Source organism: Halomonas sp. LES1, assembly GCF_031846005.1.
Taxonomy (GTDB): domain Bacteria; phylum Pseudomonadota; class Gammaproteobacteria; order Pseudomonadales; family Halomonadaceae; genus Halomonas.
This window is the reverse complement of the sequence record NZ_JAVRGC010000006.1, coordinates 109,128-123,886: the sequence shown is the minus strand read 5'-3', so window position 1 is coordinate 123,886 and position 14,759 is coordinate 109,128. Positions and strand designations below refer to the sequence as shown.

The following is a 14,759-nucleotide window of genomic DNA, read 5'->3' as shown; positions in this document are numbered from 1 at the left end:
GTCAGTCGCGCGGCAGGCTGTCGCTGTCAGCGGCTGTTAGCCCCCGCCCCAAAATCATTCAATTTTATTGAATGAAAAGTGCGATATAAGCACTTTTTATTCTACATAGTGGTTGAATTATCATTCTAACTATCGGCGAGAGAGGTTGCCTCTACGTCGCCCTGCCAAGTACAGGCCACTTATCACCCTATAGACACGAGGTATTGCCATGAAAACTCGAAACGTCGCACTGGCCATGATGACACTGATGCTGAGCACAGGCCCCCTGATGGCAATGGATTCCCAGTATCAGGAAAGTCAGCGTAAGGCGTTGCAGGAAGAAAGCACAGGCGTGGCCATGCAGGCGGATTCTTCCAACGACCAGCAGCGCGAGGACGGCCAGCACCTAAGGGAAGATGGCGCAGAATCACTGACACAGGAAGCCCTGCGCTTCTGGTGGCTGTAACGCTTCACTGAAGCAGGAGACCCGACTCCAGAGACCCACACGATGTGCCCCGCCAGGTTGGCGGGGCACATCTCTATCTGCACGAAAAATTCTTTTGGCTCATCGAATCAATCGATGAATCTATTCGGCCGGAATGACAAAGAAAGACGCCCCGACACGATAATGGCCCGCTCGATGAGCGGGCCATTATCGTGTCGGCTGGATCGTGCTAACCGGCAGAGGAAGGCACTGCTGTATCGACGACACATTTCGTGCCTTTCCTCTCAGTAGCCTCGTTCGGCTACACCCTTTCATTTGGTCGCATTCAGGCTCAACTGCAGAGCATCGCTGGACGCTTCCACACGTGGAACGTCCTGGTGTTGCGCGCTCAGGTTTGCTCGGGCCTTGGCCATCGCAGTGCTCTGGTCGGCATGCTCGAAGGTCTGGGCAATCGTCATCATCGCAACGGGCTCCGGAGAATCCTGGATAGTGGCCTGTTCGGGAGTGGACAGCGGTTCGTGCAACTGAATGCTGCGCTCGGAGGCCTGGCCGGCCTGAGCGACCATCGGAAGAGCGGCGATGAACAGAGCGAAAAGGGTCGGTTTGAACTTCATGAGGTGCCTCCTTTGTTTCGGCTTTGAGATTCATGCCCTAACGGCTTGTGAGCATACTAGCGGAACGACAAAGTCGAACAAAAGCGGCTTAAATTGGAATTTAAATTCTAAAAAATAGAAAAATTTGCGTAGCCTAAGCTGCGGCCCGCTCGGCTACCGCTGCTGCTCAAGAGTGCCGACGAGGCGCTCTACCGCGCCAGGCGCGGCGGCCGCGATCGCGTCTGTCTGGCATCACCGGCCTCGCTGCCCCAGCACGACTCCGCGCCAGCGAATACCACGTAGGCCGATTCAACGTCAGGCAACGCCCGGTTCCGATACCCTGACCCGGGATCCAGGCACCTTCAGGGCCACCATGCCCAGCGAGAGGCGCCATGCCCTTCAACCCAAACTGGACGGGGAGGACCTGGCCTTGCCGGCACCAGGCACCACACATCACTTGCACCGGCTGACCGGTCAGTTCCACGAGCAGAGCAGGGAAGCGCTGTATCGCCGGAGCATCGAGCCACGAGTCCGAACGGAAACCGGCCTGGCGCTAAGCGTGGCGTCCCTGATCTACGCCATGTTTGCCATCTCGGACTACTTTTATACCGGCTTGACCCCGGAGTTCTTCCTGTTGACCACCATGCGCACCCTGGTGGTCGTCTCATGCCTGACCCTGGCCGTCGTGATCGGACGGCGGGGCAACGACACCCCCCATGTCTGGCTGCACGCCCTGCCACTCTGGATACTGGCGACCGGTATCATCCTGATCGTTCCCTTGCGCCCCGAGACCCTTTCGACCCAGGTGCCGGCGGTGGTGGTCGCCACCATGGCCTTCTACCTGCTCATCCCCAATCTGCTGCCCGTCGCGGCAGTCGCCAGCCTCTATCTGGGCATCGGCTTTCTGGTTGCGTCCGTGATGGCGGCGGACGCCCCTGCCGTGGTCGTGATGCGCACCACCCTGCTGCTTATCATGACCAATGGCGTAGGCTTCTTCACCCTGCTGCGCCTGGAGAAGCTGCAGCGCAAGCAGTTCGCGCTTCTGCAGGAGGAGCGCGTGCAGAACCGCCAGCTGGTCGAGGAGATCACGCACCGCAGGTCACTCGAGGCTCAGCTGCGCAGGCTCGCCGAGCAGGATGCACTGACCGGCCTGGACTCTCGCCGCCACTTCATGACCCGCGCCGAGGCGATGCTACGGCGCTCGCGGCACGCCCAGGCGCCCTTCTGCCTGTTCATGATCGACGTGGATCACTTCAAGGCCATCAACGATACCTGGGGACATGATCAGGGGGATCGTGTACTGACCGCGATCGCCGAAGCCTGTCAGCGATCCCTCCGGCCCCAGGATGTGATCGGACGCTTCGGAGGCGAGGAGTTCATCGTGGCCCTGCCGGAGACCCATCTGAAGGACGCACGGATGGTGGCGGAGCGCCTGCGGAGGCAGGTCAGCGAGCTGACGGTGATGGAAGCGGTGCCCGCCCACCGCCTGACCGTCACCATCGGCATCGCAGGAGTTCGCGACGAGGAAGCCGACCTGGACGACCTGATCCAGCGGGCCGACCGCGCCCTCTACGCCGGCAAGCACGGCGGCAGGAATCGGGTGGTCAGTCACGAAGGGAGCGAAGAGGCCCCCTCAACCCAACCCTGAGACCAAAGCTGGTCTACACCGGCATCACCCGCGCCAGACACTGGCTCAGCCTGGTGGAAACCGGACGCGGCCAACTGTTGGACGCGGTGGAGAGACGGGTAATGCGGGTGAGTGGGTTGGGAATATCCAGGCGGACATCACCATCAGCTGAGCTGCCGTCATCTGGATGATAGGCGCGACCTGAGTCAAGACAATCATGTGAGCTGAGTTAACTCTCGCCGTATCGACAGCAAGTGCCATACACCCGAGGTGGCCACGATTCGGCGTCCAGGTGACTACCCCGCTGCGCCAACCTCAAGCACGATTTTTCCGACATGACGCTTTTCCTGGAACAGCGCCTGTGCCTCACCAATCTGCTCGAGGGGAAAAGTCGCCGCCACCAGGGGGGCAATGCGCCCCTTCTCGATGTGTGCGACCAGATTGCCGAAGACCTCCGGCTCCAGCACCGTGCAGCCCAACAGGCTCAGGTCCTTGAGGTAGAGCGTTCGAACATCCAGTTCGACGATGGGGCCGGCGATGGCGCCCGAGACGGCATAGCGTCCCTGACGGCGCAGCACCTCCAGGTATTGCGGCCACTGCTCGCCGGCGACCAGATCTGCCACGACATCGACGCTGCCGGCTTCGAGGGCATCGCGCAGCGCCTGGTCTCGCAATACCACCTCGTCGGCGCCCAGTTCCCGCAGCATCTCGGCCTTCTCCGCGCTGGTGATAGCGATGACATAGGCCCCACGCGCCTTGGCCAGCTGGACGGCGGCCGAGCCGACCCCGCCGGAGGCCCCCGTGACCAGCACGCGTTCCCCCGATGCGACCCGGGCCCGCGTCAACAGATTCTCGGCAGTGGAGTAGGAGCAGGGAAAGGAGGCGAGCTCGACGTCGCTCAGCTCACTGTCGACGCGATAGGCATGCCGCGCGGCTACGGTGGTGTATTCCGCGAAGCCGCCGTCGCACTCGGAGCCGAAGTACCAGGGCGAATCCAGCGGCACGCCGCGATGCTCCCTGAGGGCTGGCTCGACCAGCACCCGTTCGCCGATCCGCTCGGCGCTCACGCCCTCCCCGACGGCGGCGATCCGGCCGCAGACATCGGCCCCCTGAATACGCGGGAACTGAAGCGGGTTGCCGGACCAGCTGGCATCCTCACTGTCAGCGTCGCCCTTCGAGTACCAGGCGAGTCGAGTATTGACGTCGGTGTTGTTGACGCCGGCAGCAGCCACCCGAATCAGCACATCCCCCGGCCCCGGGGTCGGCACGGGGATATCGTGGCGGGCGTGAAGGACATCCGGTCCGCCATGTCCGGTAAGCTGGATGCCGAGCATCGTGTCAGGCAGCTTCATGATCGGTTTTCCTCATCAGTTGTTGGGCCCCGCCGTCCAGGCCGAGCGAATGGCTTCCTCTCCCGGCGTGGGCCAGGCCGCCGAGGCCCCCTCGTGGAGCAAAAAGAGTTCTCCGCCAGCTCCTCTCGACCGCTCAGGTTCGCCAGTAATCGGCGCATGTCTTGCTTGTGCTACTCGACATCGCCGCGATAGACGATATGGACCTTATTCCCATCTAAATCTCGAAAATACGCGCCATAGTAACCGGGGCCATAGTGAGGCCTTTCACCTGGCGCACCTTCGTCTACGGCCCCATTCTCTACAGCCTTCTTGTACGCAGCTTCGACATTCTCGACAGACGATGCTGCGAAGGCGACCATGCTGCCATTACCGGCGCTGGCTGCCTTACCATTGAACGGCTGATATACATAAAAACACGGCAAAGAATTTCCGGCGAGTCCCCAGCACGCTGACTCCGGGGCGCCGTCTGGAGTTACTGGTCGCCGATGAATCCCCAACACCTCAAGAACGGCATCGTAAAAGCTGGCAGCTCGACTCAGATCCGAGCATCCGAATGTTACGTGGCTAAACATATGCCCTCGCTTATACCCAACAGGCACTATACCGCAAGACTGATACTGCACTTCAACGTGTACGCGTGTTCAATAATCGCCCGATTAACCGGGCTCCCACGATAACCATGCGATGACCCGCTCGAGTCGAAAATGTTCATTTATCTTCCTCATCACCATAGAATGCCAACCGCCCCTCAATCTCCTCCACTCCCTCCTTTGGCCGCTCATAACTCCACGCCACATACTTGTGCTCGCCGAAGGAGTAATAAATAGCATCGCCCTTGAAGGGGCAATGAGTCACGGTGTGGGAGGAGGTCAGCAGATCCATCCGTACATCGTCGCGGGAGAGGTACTGCCGCGGCGGGTAGTCGCGCTCGCGCAGCTCGATGGCGCGGGTGGTGTCGGCCAGCAGGGTGCCGTCGATGACGATACGCACCCGACGCGAGTGCGGGTGCAGGGTGATGCAGGGCTCGGGGGCATCGTCCATGATCGTTCCCTGTGTGGTTTTTCTAATATGCCCCACAGGGTAGCAGCCCGGGCATCGCCCTGCCCTTCGCCATTGGTGGCTGGGTGATCACCCGGCCACCGGGGCCGTTCACGACATGGAGGCGGGTGCCTCGTCTTCCCCCTCGACGGGCTCCTCCAGCGGCTCGCCCTCCTCATTCTTGAGTTGGTGATCATAGGCCGCCTGAAGGCCGCTCTCCTCCTCGGTGGCCTCCTCTTCCGCCAGGGCGATGGCGCCCGGGTAGAAGGGCGAGAGCATGGCCACCAGGATGCCGAGGGCCGCGAACATGGCGAAGGCGTCGGCATGGCCGAAGCCCTCCACCAGCGCCCCCACTGCCGGCGAGCCGGTGGCCTGGCCCAGCGATACCGCCATGAAGGGCAGCACCGGCCCCATCGAGAGCCGGCCCGGCAGCAACCGGATGCCGGTCATCAGATAGAGACCGGTCAGGCTCATGTAGGCCAGGCCGAAGACCAGCGCGGAAAAGGCCGCCAGCACCGCGTTGGCGGGGCTGGCAGCCAGTAGCGCCAGGCTCGCCGCCAGCATCATCAGCATCAGGGCCTGGGTAATCGGCGGGTTGTTGCGATCGGCCAGATCGGCCACCACGGCACCGCCAAGCCCCGCGATGCCCACCGCCAGCCATAACCACCCGGTAACGCCCGGGGGAAGGCCACCCAGGGTGACCACCAGGTCAGGCGCGAAGATCCAGTAGGCAGAGGAGACGAAACCCATCACGTAGGCGAAGAGCGATAGCCGGATCAGACGCGACCATGGCAGTTCATTGAGTGGCGGCGGTTCCGCCGCGTCGGCCGGCACGACCCGCGAGACCGAGGGTAGCAGAAGCCAGGCGGCGATCACACCGAGAACGGCAAGAACGGCGAAGGAGAGATAGGCGTGGCGCCAGGCGCCAGCCAGGAACAGCACCGTCGGGACGGCCACGATCACGCCGATGCTGGTCCCCGCGTTCATCACCGAGCTGACGCGGCCATGCAACGACCGTCTGACTGTCGCCTGCATGGCCGCGGTCAGCGCAGGCATCATCAAGCCGGTGCAGATGCCACATGCGAATACCCCCGAGCCCAGCATCAGCGCCCCACTGGCCCGACTGATCAGCGTAAGCCCCACAGCACCGAAGAGTCCCGAGAGTACCGCCGTATAGCGGGCGCCGAGATGGTCGGTGATCACGGGGGCCACCGCGGTGGCCAGCAGGAAGCTGATCAGCGGCAGTGAGCCGATGATGCCGATCACATAGGAGGAGAGGCCCAACTCGTCGCGTATCGGGGGCACGAAGAGCCCGAAGGCGAAGCGCGCCAGTCCATAGCTGATGGCAATCAGCGCGGCCCCGAAGATCGCGAATCCCGTTCCCGAAAGTGCTTTCATGGCGGCTCCTCCTGTCGGATTTCGAGGGTGCGCTCCCGCGGTGTGGCCGAAATGGCGACGCGGACATGCCTGACTCGACCTTGCCACCGACCCGGGTCGCCATGCCACCGAAGCAAGGGTGTCTTGTCTGTTGCCTCTCGAAATGGCCGCCCCCGGGCGATACGATGACCATCGATGCCATCACCACACAGGGAGCACTCCATGGCGGCCGCGTATCGCGCACCGGGCCAGATCATCACCTCACTGCTCGATACCGACTGGTACAAGCTGACCATGATGCAGGGGGTGCACCACAAGTACCCCAACGCCAACGTGGCCTGGGAGTTTCGCTGCCGCAACGCCGAGAACCTGGCGCCCTACCTGGGCGAGATTCGCGACCAGATCGATCGGCTGGCCAGCCTGGCCCTGAGCCGTGACGAGTCGACCTACCTGAGCGGCTTTCCCTACCTGTCCCCCGACTTCATTCGCTTCCTGGAGCTGTACCGCTTCCGCCCGGAGTACGTGTCCACCTATATGGAAGGCAGCGAGCTGTGCATCGTCATCGACGGTCCCTGGTCGCACAGCATCCTGTTCGAGATCGTGATCCTGGCGATCATCAGCGAGGTGCGCAATCGGGTGCTGCATCCCGGTGCCCGCATCGATGAGGCGGTGGACCGACTGCGCGACAAGCTGGCGGCGCTGCGCCGCGACTACACGCCGGCCCAGTTGGCCGACTTCCGCCTGGCCGACTTCGGCACCCGACGGCGGCTGTCGCAGCCGGTGCAGGAGGCGATTATCGGCGTACTGGCCGAGGAGTTTCCGGGCCAGTTCGTCGGCACCAGCAACGTCGATATCGCCCGCCGCCACGGCCTGGCGCCCATGGGTACCATGGCCCACGAGTGGGTGATGGCCCATCAGCAGCTGGGCAGCCGACTGGTGGATAGCCAGCGCGCCGCCCTGGAGGCCTGGGTCCAGGAGTATCGCGGCCACCTCGGCGTGGCGCTGACCGATACCATCACCCTAGATGCCTTCCTGGCCGATTTCGATCTCTACTTCGCCAAGCTGTTCGATGGCCTGCGCCACGACAGCGGCGATCCACTGGTGTTCGCCGAGAAGTGCATCCGCCACTATGAGCGGCTGGGCATCGACCCCAGGGGCAAGACGCTGATCTTCAGCGATGCGTTGACCTTCGACTCGGCCATGGCCATCAAGCAGGCGCTGAAGGGGCGCATTCGCACCAGCTTCGGCATCGGCACCAGCCTGACCTGCGACCTGCCCGGAGTGACGCCGATGAACATCGTCATCAAGATGGTCTCGTGCAACGGTCAGCCGGTAGCCAAGATCTCCGATGCCCCGGGCAAGGCCTCCACCCGCGACCCGGAATATGTCCACTACCTGCGAAGCGTGTTCAACGTCGAAGAGCCAGAAGAGTCTGGGCGATGAACTCTGCCAGGAAGCCCATGACCCAGGCGGTCAGGAATTGACTATTCTCGATGGATCCAAGGCCAACCGCGGGGCTGGCCCGGCGCGCCCTTGTCCCACCGACGTAGAGATGTCATCTTCAAAGGAGCATGTCATCAATAGTGCCACCCCTGCCGCGCAGGGGCTCTTCCTGGGCCCACCGCGCTTCGAGGGGTTCGAGGTTATCCAGACCGTCGACAACGAGGAGAGCGACAGATGAGCACGCGAGACGCCTACGAGCAGAAGCTGCGCGCCAAGCTGGACGAATGGCAGGCCGAGATCGACAAGCTGAAGGCACAGGCGCAAAGCTCCGAGGCCGATGCAAGGCTCAAGGAGGAACGCAAGCAGGAGGCCGAGCAGCTGGAGCAGAAGCGTGAAGAACTGCGCCAGAAGCTGGAGGAGATGCGTGCCTCCGGCGATGACGCCTGGGATGACCTCAAGCAGGGTGCCGAGCGCGCCTGGAAGTCGATGAGCGACTCCTTCGAGAAGGCTCGCTCACGCTTCAAGTAACCGCCCCGAACGACGATGCCGCCGCCAGGAGGCGCCATGTCAGATGCCCGCAACACGTCTCTCGGCCCATTAGGGGAGCGCGTTCATCTGGCCTGGGACCTGCTGATCATTGCGCTGGTCATCGCCAACCTGGCCCTGCTGCTGTTCGACAGCCTGTTTCTGCTGCCGCCGCTGAACGGCGCCTTCGAGGCCGTGACGCCAGGCCTTCACGGCGCCTACGAGCGCCATATCCATGCCAACTTTCTCACCATCGACCTGGCGTTCGTGGCGGTATTTATTCTCGATGTGCTGCTGGGCTGGGCGGTGGCCATCGCCGAGCGGCGCTATCACCGCTGGTTTTTCTACCCCTTCGTGCACTGGTACGACGTGCTCGGCTGCATCCCGCTGGGTGGCTTCCGGCTGCTGCGTGTCCTGCGGGTCATCTCGCTGCTGCACCGTCTGCAGCGGCTGGACATGATCGATGTACGCCGCTGGTACCTCTATGCCGTTCTCGCCAAGTACTACGACATCCTGATGGAGGAGCTCACCGACCGCATCGCCATCCGCATGCTGGACAACGTCCAGGCCCAGGTGCGTTCTCGCGACTCCCTCACCAATAGCGTGGTGGAGCGGGTGGTGCGGCCTCGCCAGCAGGCACTGATCCAGGAGATCAGCCAGCGCCTGGAGGCCATGGCGGGCAGTGCCTACACCCACAATCGCCCGGATATCCTGCGCTACGTGCGCGGCCTGGTGGGCCGCACCCTGACGGAGAGCCCGGAGATCCAGCGGCTCTCGCGCCTGCCGATGGGCGGCCAGTTGACCCGGGGACTCGAGGCCTCGCTCTCCGACCTGGCCTGTCGTCTGGTCAACGAGGCCCTGGCAGGGCTGCAGTCGCCAGAGTTCTCCACCCTGGTGGAGCATCTGGCCGAAAGCGGCCTCGATGCCTGGCTGCGCACCGACCCGCACTCCGAACAGGTCACCGAGCAGGTGCTGGTCGACATGCTGGAGCTGCTCAAGGAGCAGGTCGCGGTCAAGGAGTGGCGACAGCGCTACGAATGAGGGCCCTGTTTCAGATCACCGGCGCCACCATGGGCCTGCTCGCTGTTGCACAACTGGTGATCGCTCAGCACCTCGATGATGCGACAGCTCTCGACCTTGCCGCCGGCACACTGTCCCACCATCCGGCGCAGCTCGTCGCGCAGTGCCTCGAGGCGCTGCAGCCGTGACTCCACCTCCTCGAGGTGGTGCTTGGCGATGACATCCACCTCATGACAGGACATGTCGGGCCGATCCGACATCGTCAGCAGTTCACGCACCGCGTCCACCGAGAACCCGAAGTCCCGGGCATGACGAATGAAGGTCAGCCGTCTCACGGCCTCCTCACCATAGCGGCGCTGGCCCCCCTCGGTACGCATCGCACCACTCATCAAGCCGACACGTTCGTAATAGCGCACCGTTTCAGGCTTGCAGCCGGCACGACGCGCCAGCTCCCCGATGCCGATGGCGGCGTTGGTCTCCGACATGCTGACGAACCTCCCGTAACGACTTGAACCTATTCCTTGAACCTATCCCTTGAATCTATTCCTTGAATCTATAGTTGCTACAAGGTTTATGCTGTAGACAGTAACCTACCAGCAGGAGTGCCACCATGGAAACTTCCCCCACTATGCAAGCCTCCTCGGCGCTGACCCTCCGGGTCGAAGGCATGGACTGCGGCGGCTGCGAGCGCAAGGTCGAGTCCGCCCTGGGGCGCCTGGAGGGCATCGAACAGGTACAGGCAAGCTCGGTCACCGGCTCGGTGAAAATTGTTCCGGCATCGCAGGGCTCTCCGAACCACGAGACAATCGAGCGTACCCTCGACGAGCTGGGCTATCGGGTCGTCACCGGTGATCAGCGAAACCAGGCGAGCGACTCGCCAACCCCCTGGTGGCAAACCGCCAAGGGACGGCTGGTACTGGTCACGGGCGGCCTGCTGGCGCTGGCCTTTATCCTGCGCCTGACCTTTCCGGCCCTTGGCAACTGGCCCTTTGTGGCGGCCACCGTGGTGGGCCTGGTGCCCATCATCCAGGGGGCCTGGGGGGCGCTGAAGATGCGCAACCCCTTCACCATCGAGATGCTGATGAGCATTGCCGCCCTGGGCGCGCTGGCGATCGACGCCGCCGCCGAGGCCGCCGTGGTGGTATTCCTGTTTGCCGTGGGTGAGCTCCTGGAGGGGGTGGCCGCCTCTCGGGCGCGACGCAGCATCTCGGCCCTGGCGAACCTGGCGCCGTCGACGGCGAGGCTGATCGATGAGCAGGGGACCCGCGAGGTGTCGGCCTCCTCCCTCACCCCTGGCCAGCGCGTCATGATTCGGCCGGGTGACCGCGTTCCCTGCGATGGTCGCATCCTGGCGGGAACCTCCGAGCTCGACGAGTCACCGGTCAATGGCGAGTCCGTGCCCCGCTCGCGCTCGGTCGACGATGAGGTACTTGCCGGCACGGTGAACCTGAATGCCGCCCTCGAGGTGGAGGTGACCCGCGGTGCCGAGGACAACACCATCGCGCGGGTCATTCGCCTGGTCGAGGAGGCCCAGGCCGCCAAGGCACCGGTGGCACGCTTCATCGACCGCTTCGCCTACTACTACATGCCGGCGGTGGTCGGGCTGGCCCTGCTGATGGCGGTGGTGCCGCCACTGGTCTCGAGCATGGCCTGGTCGGAGTCGATCTATCGCGCCCTGGCACTGCTGCTGATCGCCTGCCCCTGTGCCCTGGTGATCTCGACTCCGGCGGCGATCGCGGCCGGCCTCTCGACGGGGGCGCGTCGTGGGCTGCTGATCAAGGGCGGCGCCGTGCTCGAACAGCTGGGCAAGCTACGCCTGGTGGCGCTGGACAAGACCGGCACGCTTACCGTCGGTGCGCCGCAGGTCACCGATGTGGCTGACTGGACCGGCGACCAGGGCGAACACGAGGTGCTGCGCCTGGCGGCGGCGATGGAGCAGGACTCCAGCCACCCGATCGCTCAGGCCATCCTGGGCCATGCCCAGCAGCAGGGTCTGACGCTGCCCCGGGCCAGCGAGAGCCGTGCCGTGGCGGGTCGGGGGATCGACGCCTGGGTCGAGGGGCGTGAGCTTGGCCTGGTGCCACCCCATCACCTCCTCGACCGGGGGCTCCTCGACGACAGGCAGAGCGCACAGGTCAGCGCCCTGGAGGAGGCCGGCAAGAGCCTCGCCGTGCTGGTGGAGGGCGAGCGCCCGCTCGGCCTGATCGCCGTACGCGATGAACCCCGCGACGATGCCCGCGAGGGCCTCGCGGCCCTCTCGCGCCTCGGCGTACAGGCGGTGATGCTCAGCGGTGACAACGTGCGCACCGCCAGGGCCATCGGCGACAGCCTGGGCATCGAGGCCCACGGCAAGCTGATGCCCGAAGACAAGGCGCGTCATATCCGCGACTGGCAGGCCGCCGGCAGGGGCCCGATCGGCAAGGTGGGCGACGGCATCAACGATGCGCCGGCCCTGGCCTCGGCTGACGTGGGCATCGCCATGGGCGGTGGCACGGATGTGGCGCTGGAGACCGCCGATGCGGCACTGCTCAAGAACCGCGTGACCGGCATCGCCGAGCTGATCGATCTGTCACGCGCCACTCTCAACAACGTGAAGACCAACGTCGCCCTGGCCCTGGGCCTCAAGGCCATCTTCCTGGCTACCACGGCGCTGGGCTTCACCGGCATGTGGATCGCCGTGATGGCGGATACCGGTGCCACCGTGCTGGTGACCCTGAATGCCATGCGGCTGCTGGGCTATCGCTTCTCGCCGGGGCCCGCCCCGGCGGTGGCCCAACCCGCCGCCGCATCGTGACGTCCGCGTGCTCGAGCAACGGCGGCAAGGGCAGCGCCCTAATCCCCCGCCGTTCAAGGCCTTCGCCCGCTCCCGGCGATAGGCTTCGATGTGCTCGGCCGGGCCCGTCGGCTACGTAGGCAATGTAGGCAATGTAGGCATTGCGGCCGTCGAGCACCGTCTCGAACAGATAGTTCAGCGCCGCGTTCAAGCGGGTGCGGGGCGTGAGCCCGAAGGCGCATCGAGCGAGAGCCCTGGCCAGCGACTGGGCGGACCCGGGCGACGCCCCTGCTCACCTCTCCGCCGAAAACCTCCCTACACTGGAGTGACCCACACCCGCCACCCCTCCACGTGGGCGCTCGACCACCGGTATCTCGCCATGAAAAAGCCCCTGATCACCTTCCCTGCCATCCTCATGTTGTGCCTTCACCCCATGACGGCATTCAGCCAGGACACCGCGCCGGCTTCTGCCGTCACCTACAAGACGGGGGACCCTGCCAACTGGCCAGAAGAGCTGGATGCCGTGGTCGCCGCACCGGACAACCACAAGATCCTCCTGGAGAACGACAGGGTGCGAGTGCTGGAAGTCACCCTGCTGCCGGGCGTGGTGGAGCCCCTACATTCCCATCGATGGCCCAGCGTCCTCTATCTCCAGGCGGCGGGGGAGTTCATCGACCGTGACGCGGACGGCAACATCATCTTCGACACCCGAGAACTGGATGCGCCCCTGACCATCCCGCTGACGATGTGGAAGGCGCCGGAAGCCCCCCACTCGGTGGAGAACCTGAGTGACGAGGTCACGCTGCGCCTGATCCGTGTGGAGATAAAGCCGGAGGCGTCACCAGCCCGAGAATGAATTGAACCGCCCGGCGGCATGCCGGGTGGGCATCGTTCTGGCACAAGGGTCATGACGGCCTGTCGGGGCGTCCATCATGGCCATCGAGCATATCCCGTGGAGTCGTCATCTCTCCACATATCCCGGTTCCACTGGGAACGCAGCCCCGGTCGTGGGCTCTGCTACGCTGAGCGAGTCACTCCACCACTCAAGCGACTCACGAGGCACATCATGAAAAGGACTTACCCCATGAACAGGACCGGCGCGCTGCCACGCATAGGCCTAGCACTTGCCATTGGCATCGTCGTTTCCCTGGCCTCGGCGTCCGCGCTGGCCACCAGCCCACAGAAGATCACCGCCGTGGAAGCGGCCCAGAACATTACCCTGGGACCCCGTCCGCTGTTCCTGATCCAGGACATGGACGAGAGCACCCAGCGCGAACGCCAACTCAAGGAGACCCTGCTGCGCTGTGCCGCCGACACCGATCGTTGGCAGCGCCGGGACTTCTCGATCGGCCATCGAGGGGCGGCCATGCAGTTCCCCGAGCATACCCGGGAATCCTACATCGCCGCGACCCAGATGGGCGCCGGCATCGTGGAGTGTGACGTCACCTTCACCGAGGACAAGGCGCTGGTGTGCCGCCACTCCCAGTGTGACCTGCACGCCACGACCAACATCCTCGAGACCGACCTGGCCGATCAGTGCAGCGTGCCACCGGCCTTCGATCCCGAGACCGGCGCACTGACCAACGCCGAGGCGGTCCAGTGTTGCACCAGCAATATCACCCTGGCCGAGTTCCAGAGCCTCGAGGGGCGCATGGACGGCGTGAACACAGAGGCCGACTCCCTGGCGGCGTATCTCGACGGCACGCCCGGCTGGCGCACCGACCTCTACGCCACCCGCGGCACCCTGATGACCCATGCCGAGAGCATCGAGCTGTTCCAGTCGCTGGGCGTGCGCATGACGCCGGAGCTCAAGGCACCGAGCGTCGCGATGCCCTTCGACGGCATGAGCCAGGCCGACTACGCCCAGAAGATGATCGATGAGTACACGGACGCCGGCGTGCCGGCCGAGGACGTCTTCCCGCAGTCGTTCAACCTGGACGACGTGCGCTACTGGATCGACAACGCCCCCGAGTTCGCCGCTCAGGCGGTCTACCTGGACGACCGTTACGACAACGAGGCCTTCGATCATCGCGACCCGGCGAGCTGGTCGCCGAGCATGGAGGCGCTCGCCGAGCAGGGCGTGAAGATCCTGGCGCCGCCGATGTGGATGCTGCTCGAGGCGCGTCCCGAGGCCGGCGAGAACGAGGAACGCATCGTGCCCTCGGTCTATGCCGAGCGCGCCAAGGCGGCCGGACTCGAGCTGATCGCCTGGAGCTTCGAACGTTCCGGTCCCCTCAGCGAGGACGGCGAGTGGTACCACCAGAGCGTCGATGCGGTGGTCGACAACGAGGGCGACAAGCTGCTGGTGCTGGACGTGCTGGCCAAGGATGTGGGCATCCTGGGCCTGTTCTCGGATTGGCCGGCGACCGTGACCCTCTACGACAACTGCCTCAATCCCGAGCCCGCTTCCTGACGCCGCCACGAGGATCGACATGACGTCACACCGCTCGCCTTCCACCCATCAAGGTCCTCGGGAAGCGCGTCCACCGCTACCTGCTATCTGCCGAGACGCATGTCTTCTTCCGAGTCCTGGGCGTGGTGCTGGTATTGGTCAGCGTGGTCGGGCTTGTCGGCTCACCGGGATGAA

15 protein-coding genes and 1 pseudogene are annotated in these 14,759 nt (G+C 64.3%); 10 read left to right on the top strand and 6 right to left on the bottom strand.

The window, feature by feature from the left end; translation table 11 throughout:
- Positions 1-208: 208 nt before the first annotated feature.
- Positions 209-445, top strand: coding sequence for a hypothetical protein (locus RM463_RS13435; protein ID WP_195689893.1), 237 nt, complete (start codon positions 209-211; stop codon positions 443-445).
- Positions 446-735: 290 nt separating this feature from the next.
- On the opposite strand, the gene RM463_RS13430 is transcribed toward RM463_RS13435, so the two are convergent.
- Positions 736-1,038: a hypothetical protein gene (locus RM463_RS13430; protein WP_195689892.1), complete on the bottom strand. Its 303-nt coding sequence runs from the start codon at positions 1,036-1,038 to the stop codon at positions 736-738.
- 352 nt (positions 1,039-1,390) lie between these two features.
- Here RM463_RS13430 and RM463_RS13425 point away from each other — a divergent pair, with 352 nt between their 5' ends.
- Positions 1,391-2,665 carry a GGDEF domain-containing protein gene (locus tag RM463_RS13425; RefSeq protein WP_195689891.1) on the top strand — a complete coding sequence of 425 codons (1,275 nt, stop codon included), beginning with the start codon at positions 1,391-1,393 and terminating at the stop codon, positions 2,663-2,665.
- Positions 2,653-2,835: pseudogene (locus RM463_RS17535) on the top strand (hypothetical protein); the annotation flags it as partial. The gene RM463_RS13425 and the pseudogene RM463_RS17535, both read left to right, overlap by 13 nt.
- Before the next feature lie 105 nt (positions 2,836-2,940).
- Here the strand turns inward: RM463_RS17535 and RM463_RS13420 are convergent.
- The 4 genes from RM463_RS13420 to RM463_RS13410 form a co-directional block, all read right to left on the bottom strand.
- A complete protein-coding gene (locus RM463_RS13420; RefSeq protein ID WP_229333212.1) occupies positions 2,941-3,996 on the bottom strand; it encodes an alcohol dehydrogenase family protein in 1,056 nt (351 codons plus the stop codon).
- 170 nt (positions 3,997-4,166) lie between these two features.
- Positions 4,167-4,568 (bottom strand): VOC family protein, encoded by a 402-nt coding sequence (locus tag RM463_RS17530; RefSeq protein ID WP_195689890.1) that lies wholly within the window; start codon positions 4,566-4,568, stop codon positions 4,167-4,169.
- 136 nt (positions 4,569-4,704) lie between these two features.
- A complete protein-coding gene (locus tag RM463_RS13415) occupies positions 4,705-5,037 on the bottom strand; it encodes a DUF427 domain-containing protein (protein ID WP_195689889.1) in 333 nt (110 codons plus the stop codon).
- Between the two features lie 108 nt (positions 5,038-5,145).
- On the bottom strand, positions 5,146-6,432 hold the full coding sequence (locus RM463_RS13410; protein WP_195689888.1) for an MFS transporter: 1,287 nt from the start codon (positions 6,430-6,432) through the stop codon (positions 5,146-5,148).
- A gap of 201 nt (positions 6,433-6,633) precedes the next feature.
- On the opposite strand from RM463_RS13410, the gene pncB reads away from it, so the two are divergent.
- The 4 genes from pncB to RM463_RS13390 all read left to right on the top strand — a co-directional run bounded on the left by pncB (position 6,634) and on the right by RM463_RS13390 (position 9,420).
- The gene (gene pncB / locus RM463_RS13405) at positions 6,634-7,854 is read left to right on the top strand and encodes a nicotinate phosphoribosyltransferase (RefSeq protein WP_195689887.1); all 1,221 of its coding nucleotides are present in this window, start codon (positions 6,634-6,636) and stop codon (positions 7,852-7,854) included.
- Between the two features lie 109 nt (positions 7,855-7,963).
- Positions 7,964-8,092 (top strand): hypothetical protein, encoded by a 129-nt coding sequence (locus tag RM463_RS13400; RefSeq protein WP_267491324.1) that lies wholly within the window; start codon positions 7,964-7,966, stop codon positions 8,090-8,092.
- The gene (locus RM463_RS13395; protein ID WP_195689886.1) at positions 8,089-8,382 is read left to right on the top strand and encodes a coiled coil domain-containing protein; all 294 of its coding nucleotides are present in this window, start codon (positions 8,089-8,091) and stop codon (positions 8,380-8,382) included. Before RM463_RS13400 ends, RM463_RS13395 begins: the two co-directional genes overlap by 4 nt.
- A 36-nt stretch (positions 8,383-8,418) precedes the next feature.
- On the top strand, positions 8,419-9,420 hold the full coding sequence (locus RM463_RS13390; protein ID WP_195689885.1) for an ion transporter: 1,002 nt from the start codon (positions 8,419-8,421) through the stop codon (positions 9,418-9,420).
- Here the strand turns inward: RM463_RS13390 and RM463_RS13385 are convergent.
- On the bottom strand, positions 9,411-9,884 hold the full coding sequence (locus RM463_RS13385; RefSeq protein ID WP_195689884.1) for a helix-turn-helix domain-containing protein: 474 nt from the start codon (positions 9,882-9,884) through the stop codon (positions 9,411-9,413). The genes RM463_RS13390 and RM463_RS13385 overlap by 10 nt on opposite strands.
- A 125-nt stretch (positions 9,885-10,009) precedes the next feature.
- On the opposite strand from RM463_RS13385, the gene RM463_RS13380 reads away from it, so the two are divergent.
- The 3 genes from RM463_RS13380 (at position 10,010) to RM463_RS13370 (ending at position 14,585) form a co-directional block, all read left to right on the top strand.
- On the top strand, positions 10,010-12,193 hold the full coding sequence (locus tag RM463_RS13380) for a heavy metal translocating P-type ATPase (RefSeq protein WP_195689883.1): 2,184 nt from the start codon (positions 10,010-10,012) through the stop codon (positions 12,191-12,193).
- Positions 12,194-12,551: 358 nt separating this feature from the next.
- Complete coding sequence (locus RM463_RS13375; RefSeq protein WP_195689882.1) at positions 12,552-13,028, top strand: hypothetical protein; 477 nt, start codon at positions 12,552-12,554, stop codon at positions 13,026-13,028.
- A gap of 228 nt (positions 13,029-13,256) precedes the next feature.
- Entirely contained in the window at positions 13,257-14,585 is a 1,329-nt protein-coding gene (locus RM463_RS13370; protein ID WP_195689881.1) for a glycerophosphodiester phosphodiesterase family protein, read from the top strand.
- The last annotated feature ends 174 nt before the right edge of the window (positions 14,586-14,759 follow it).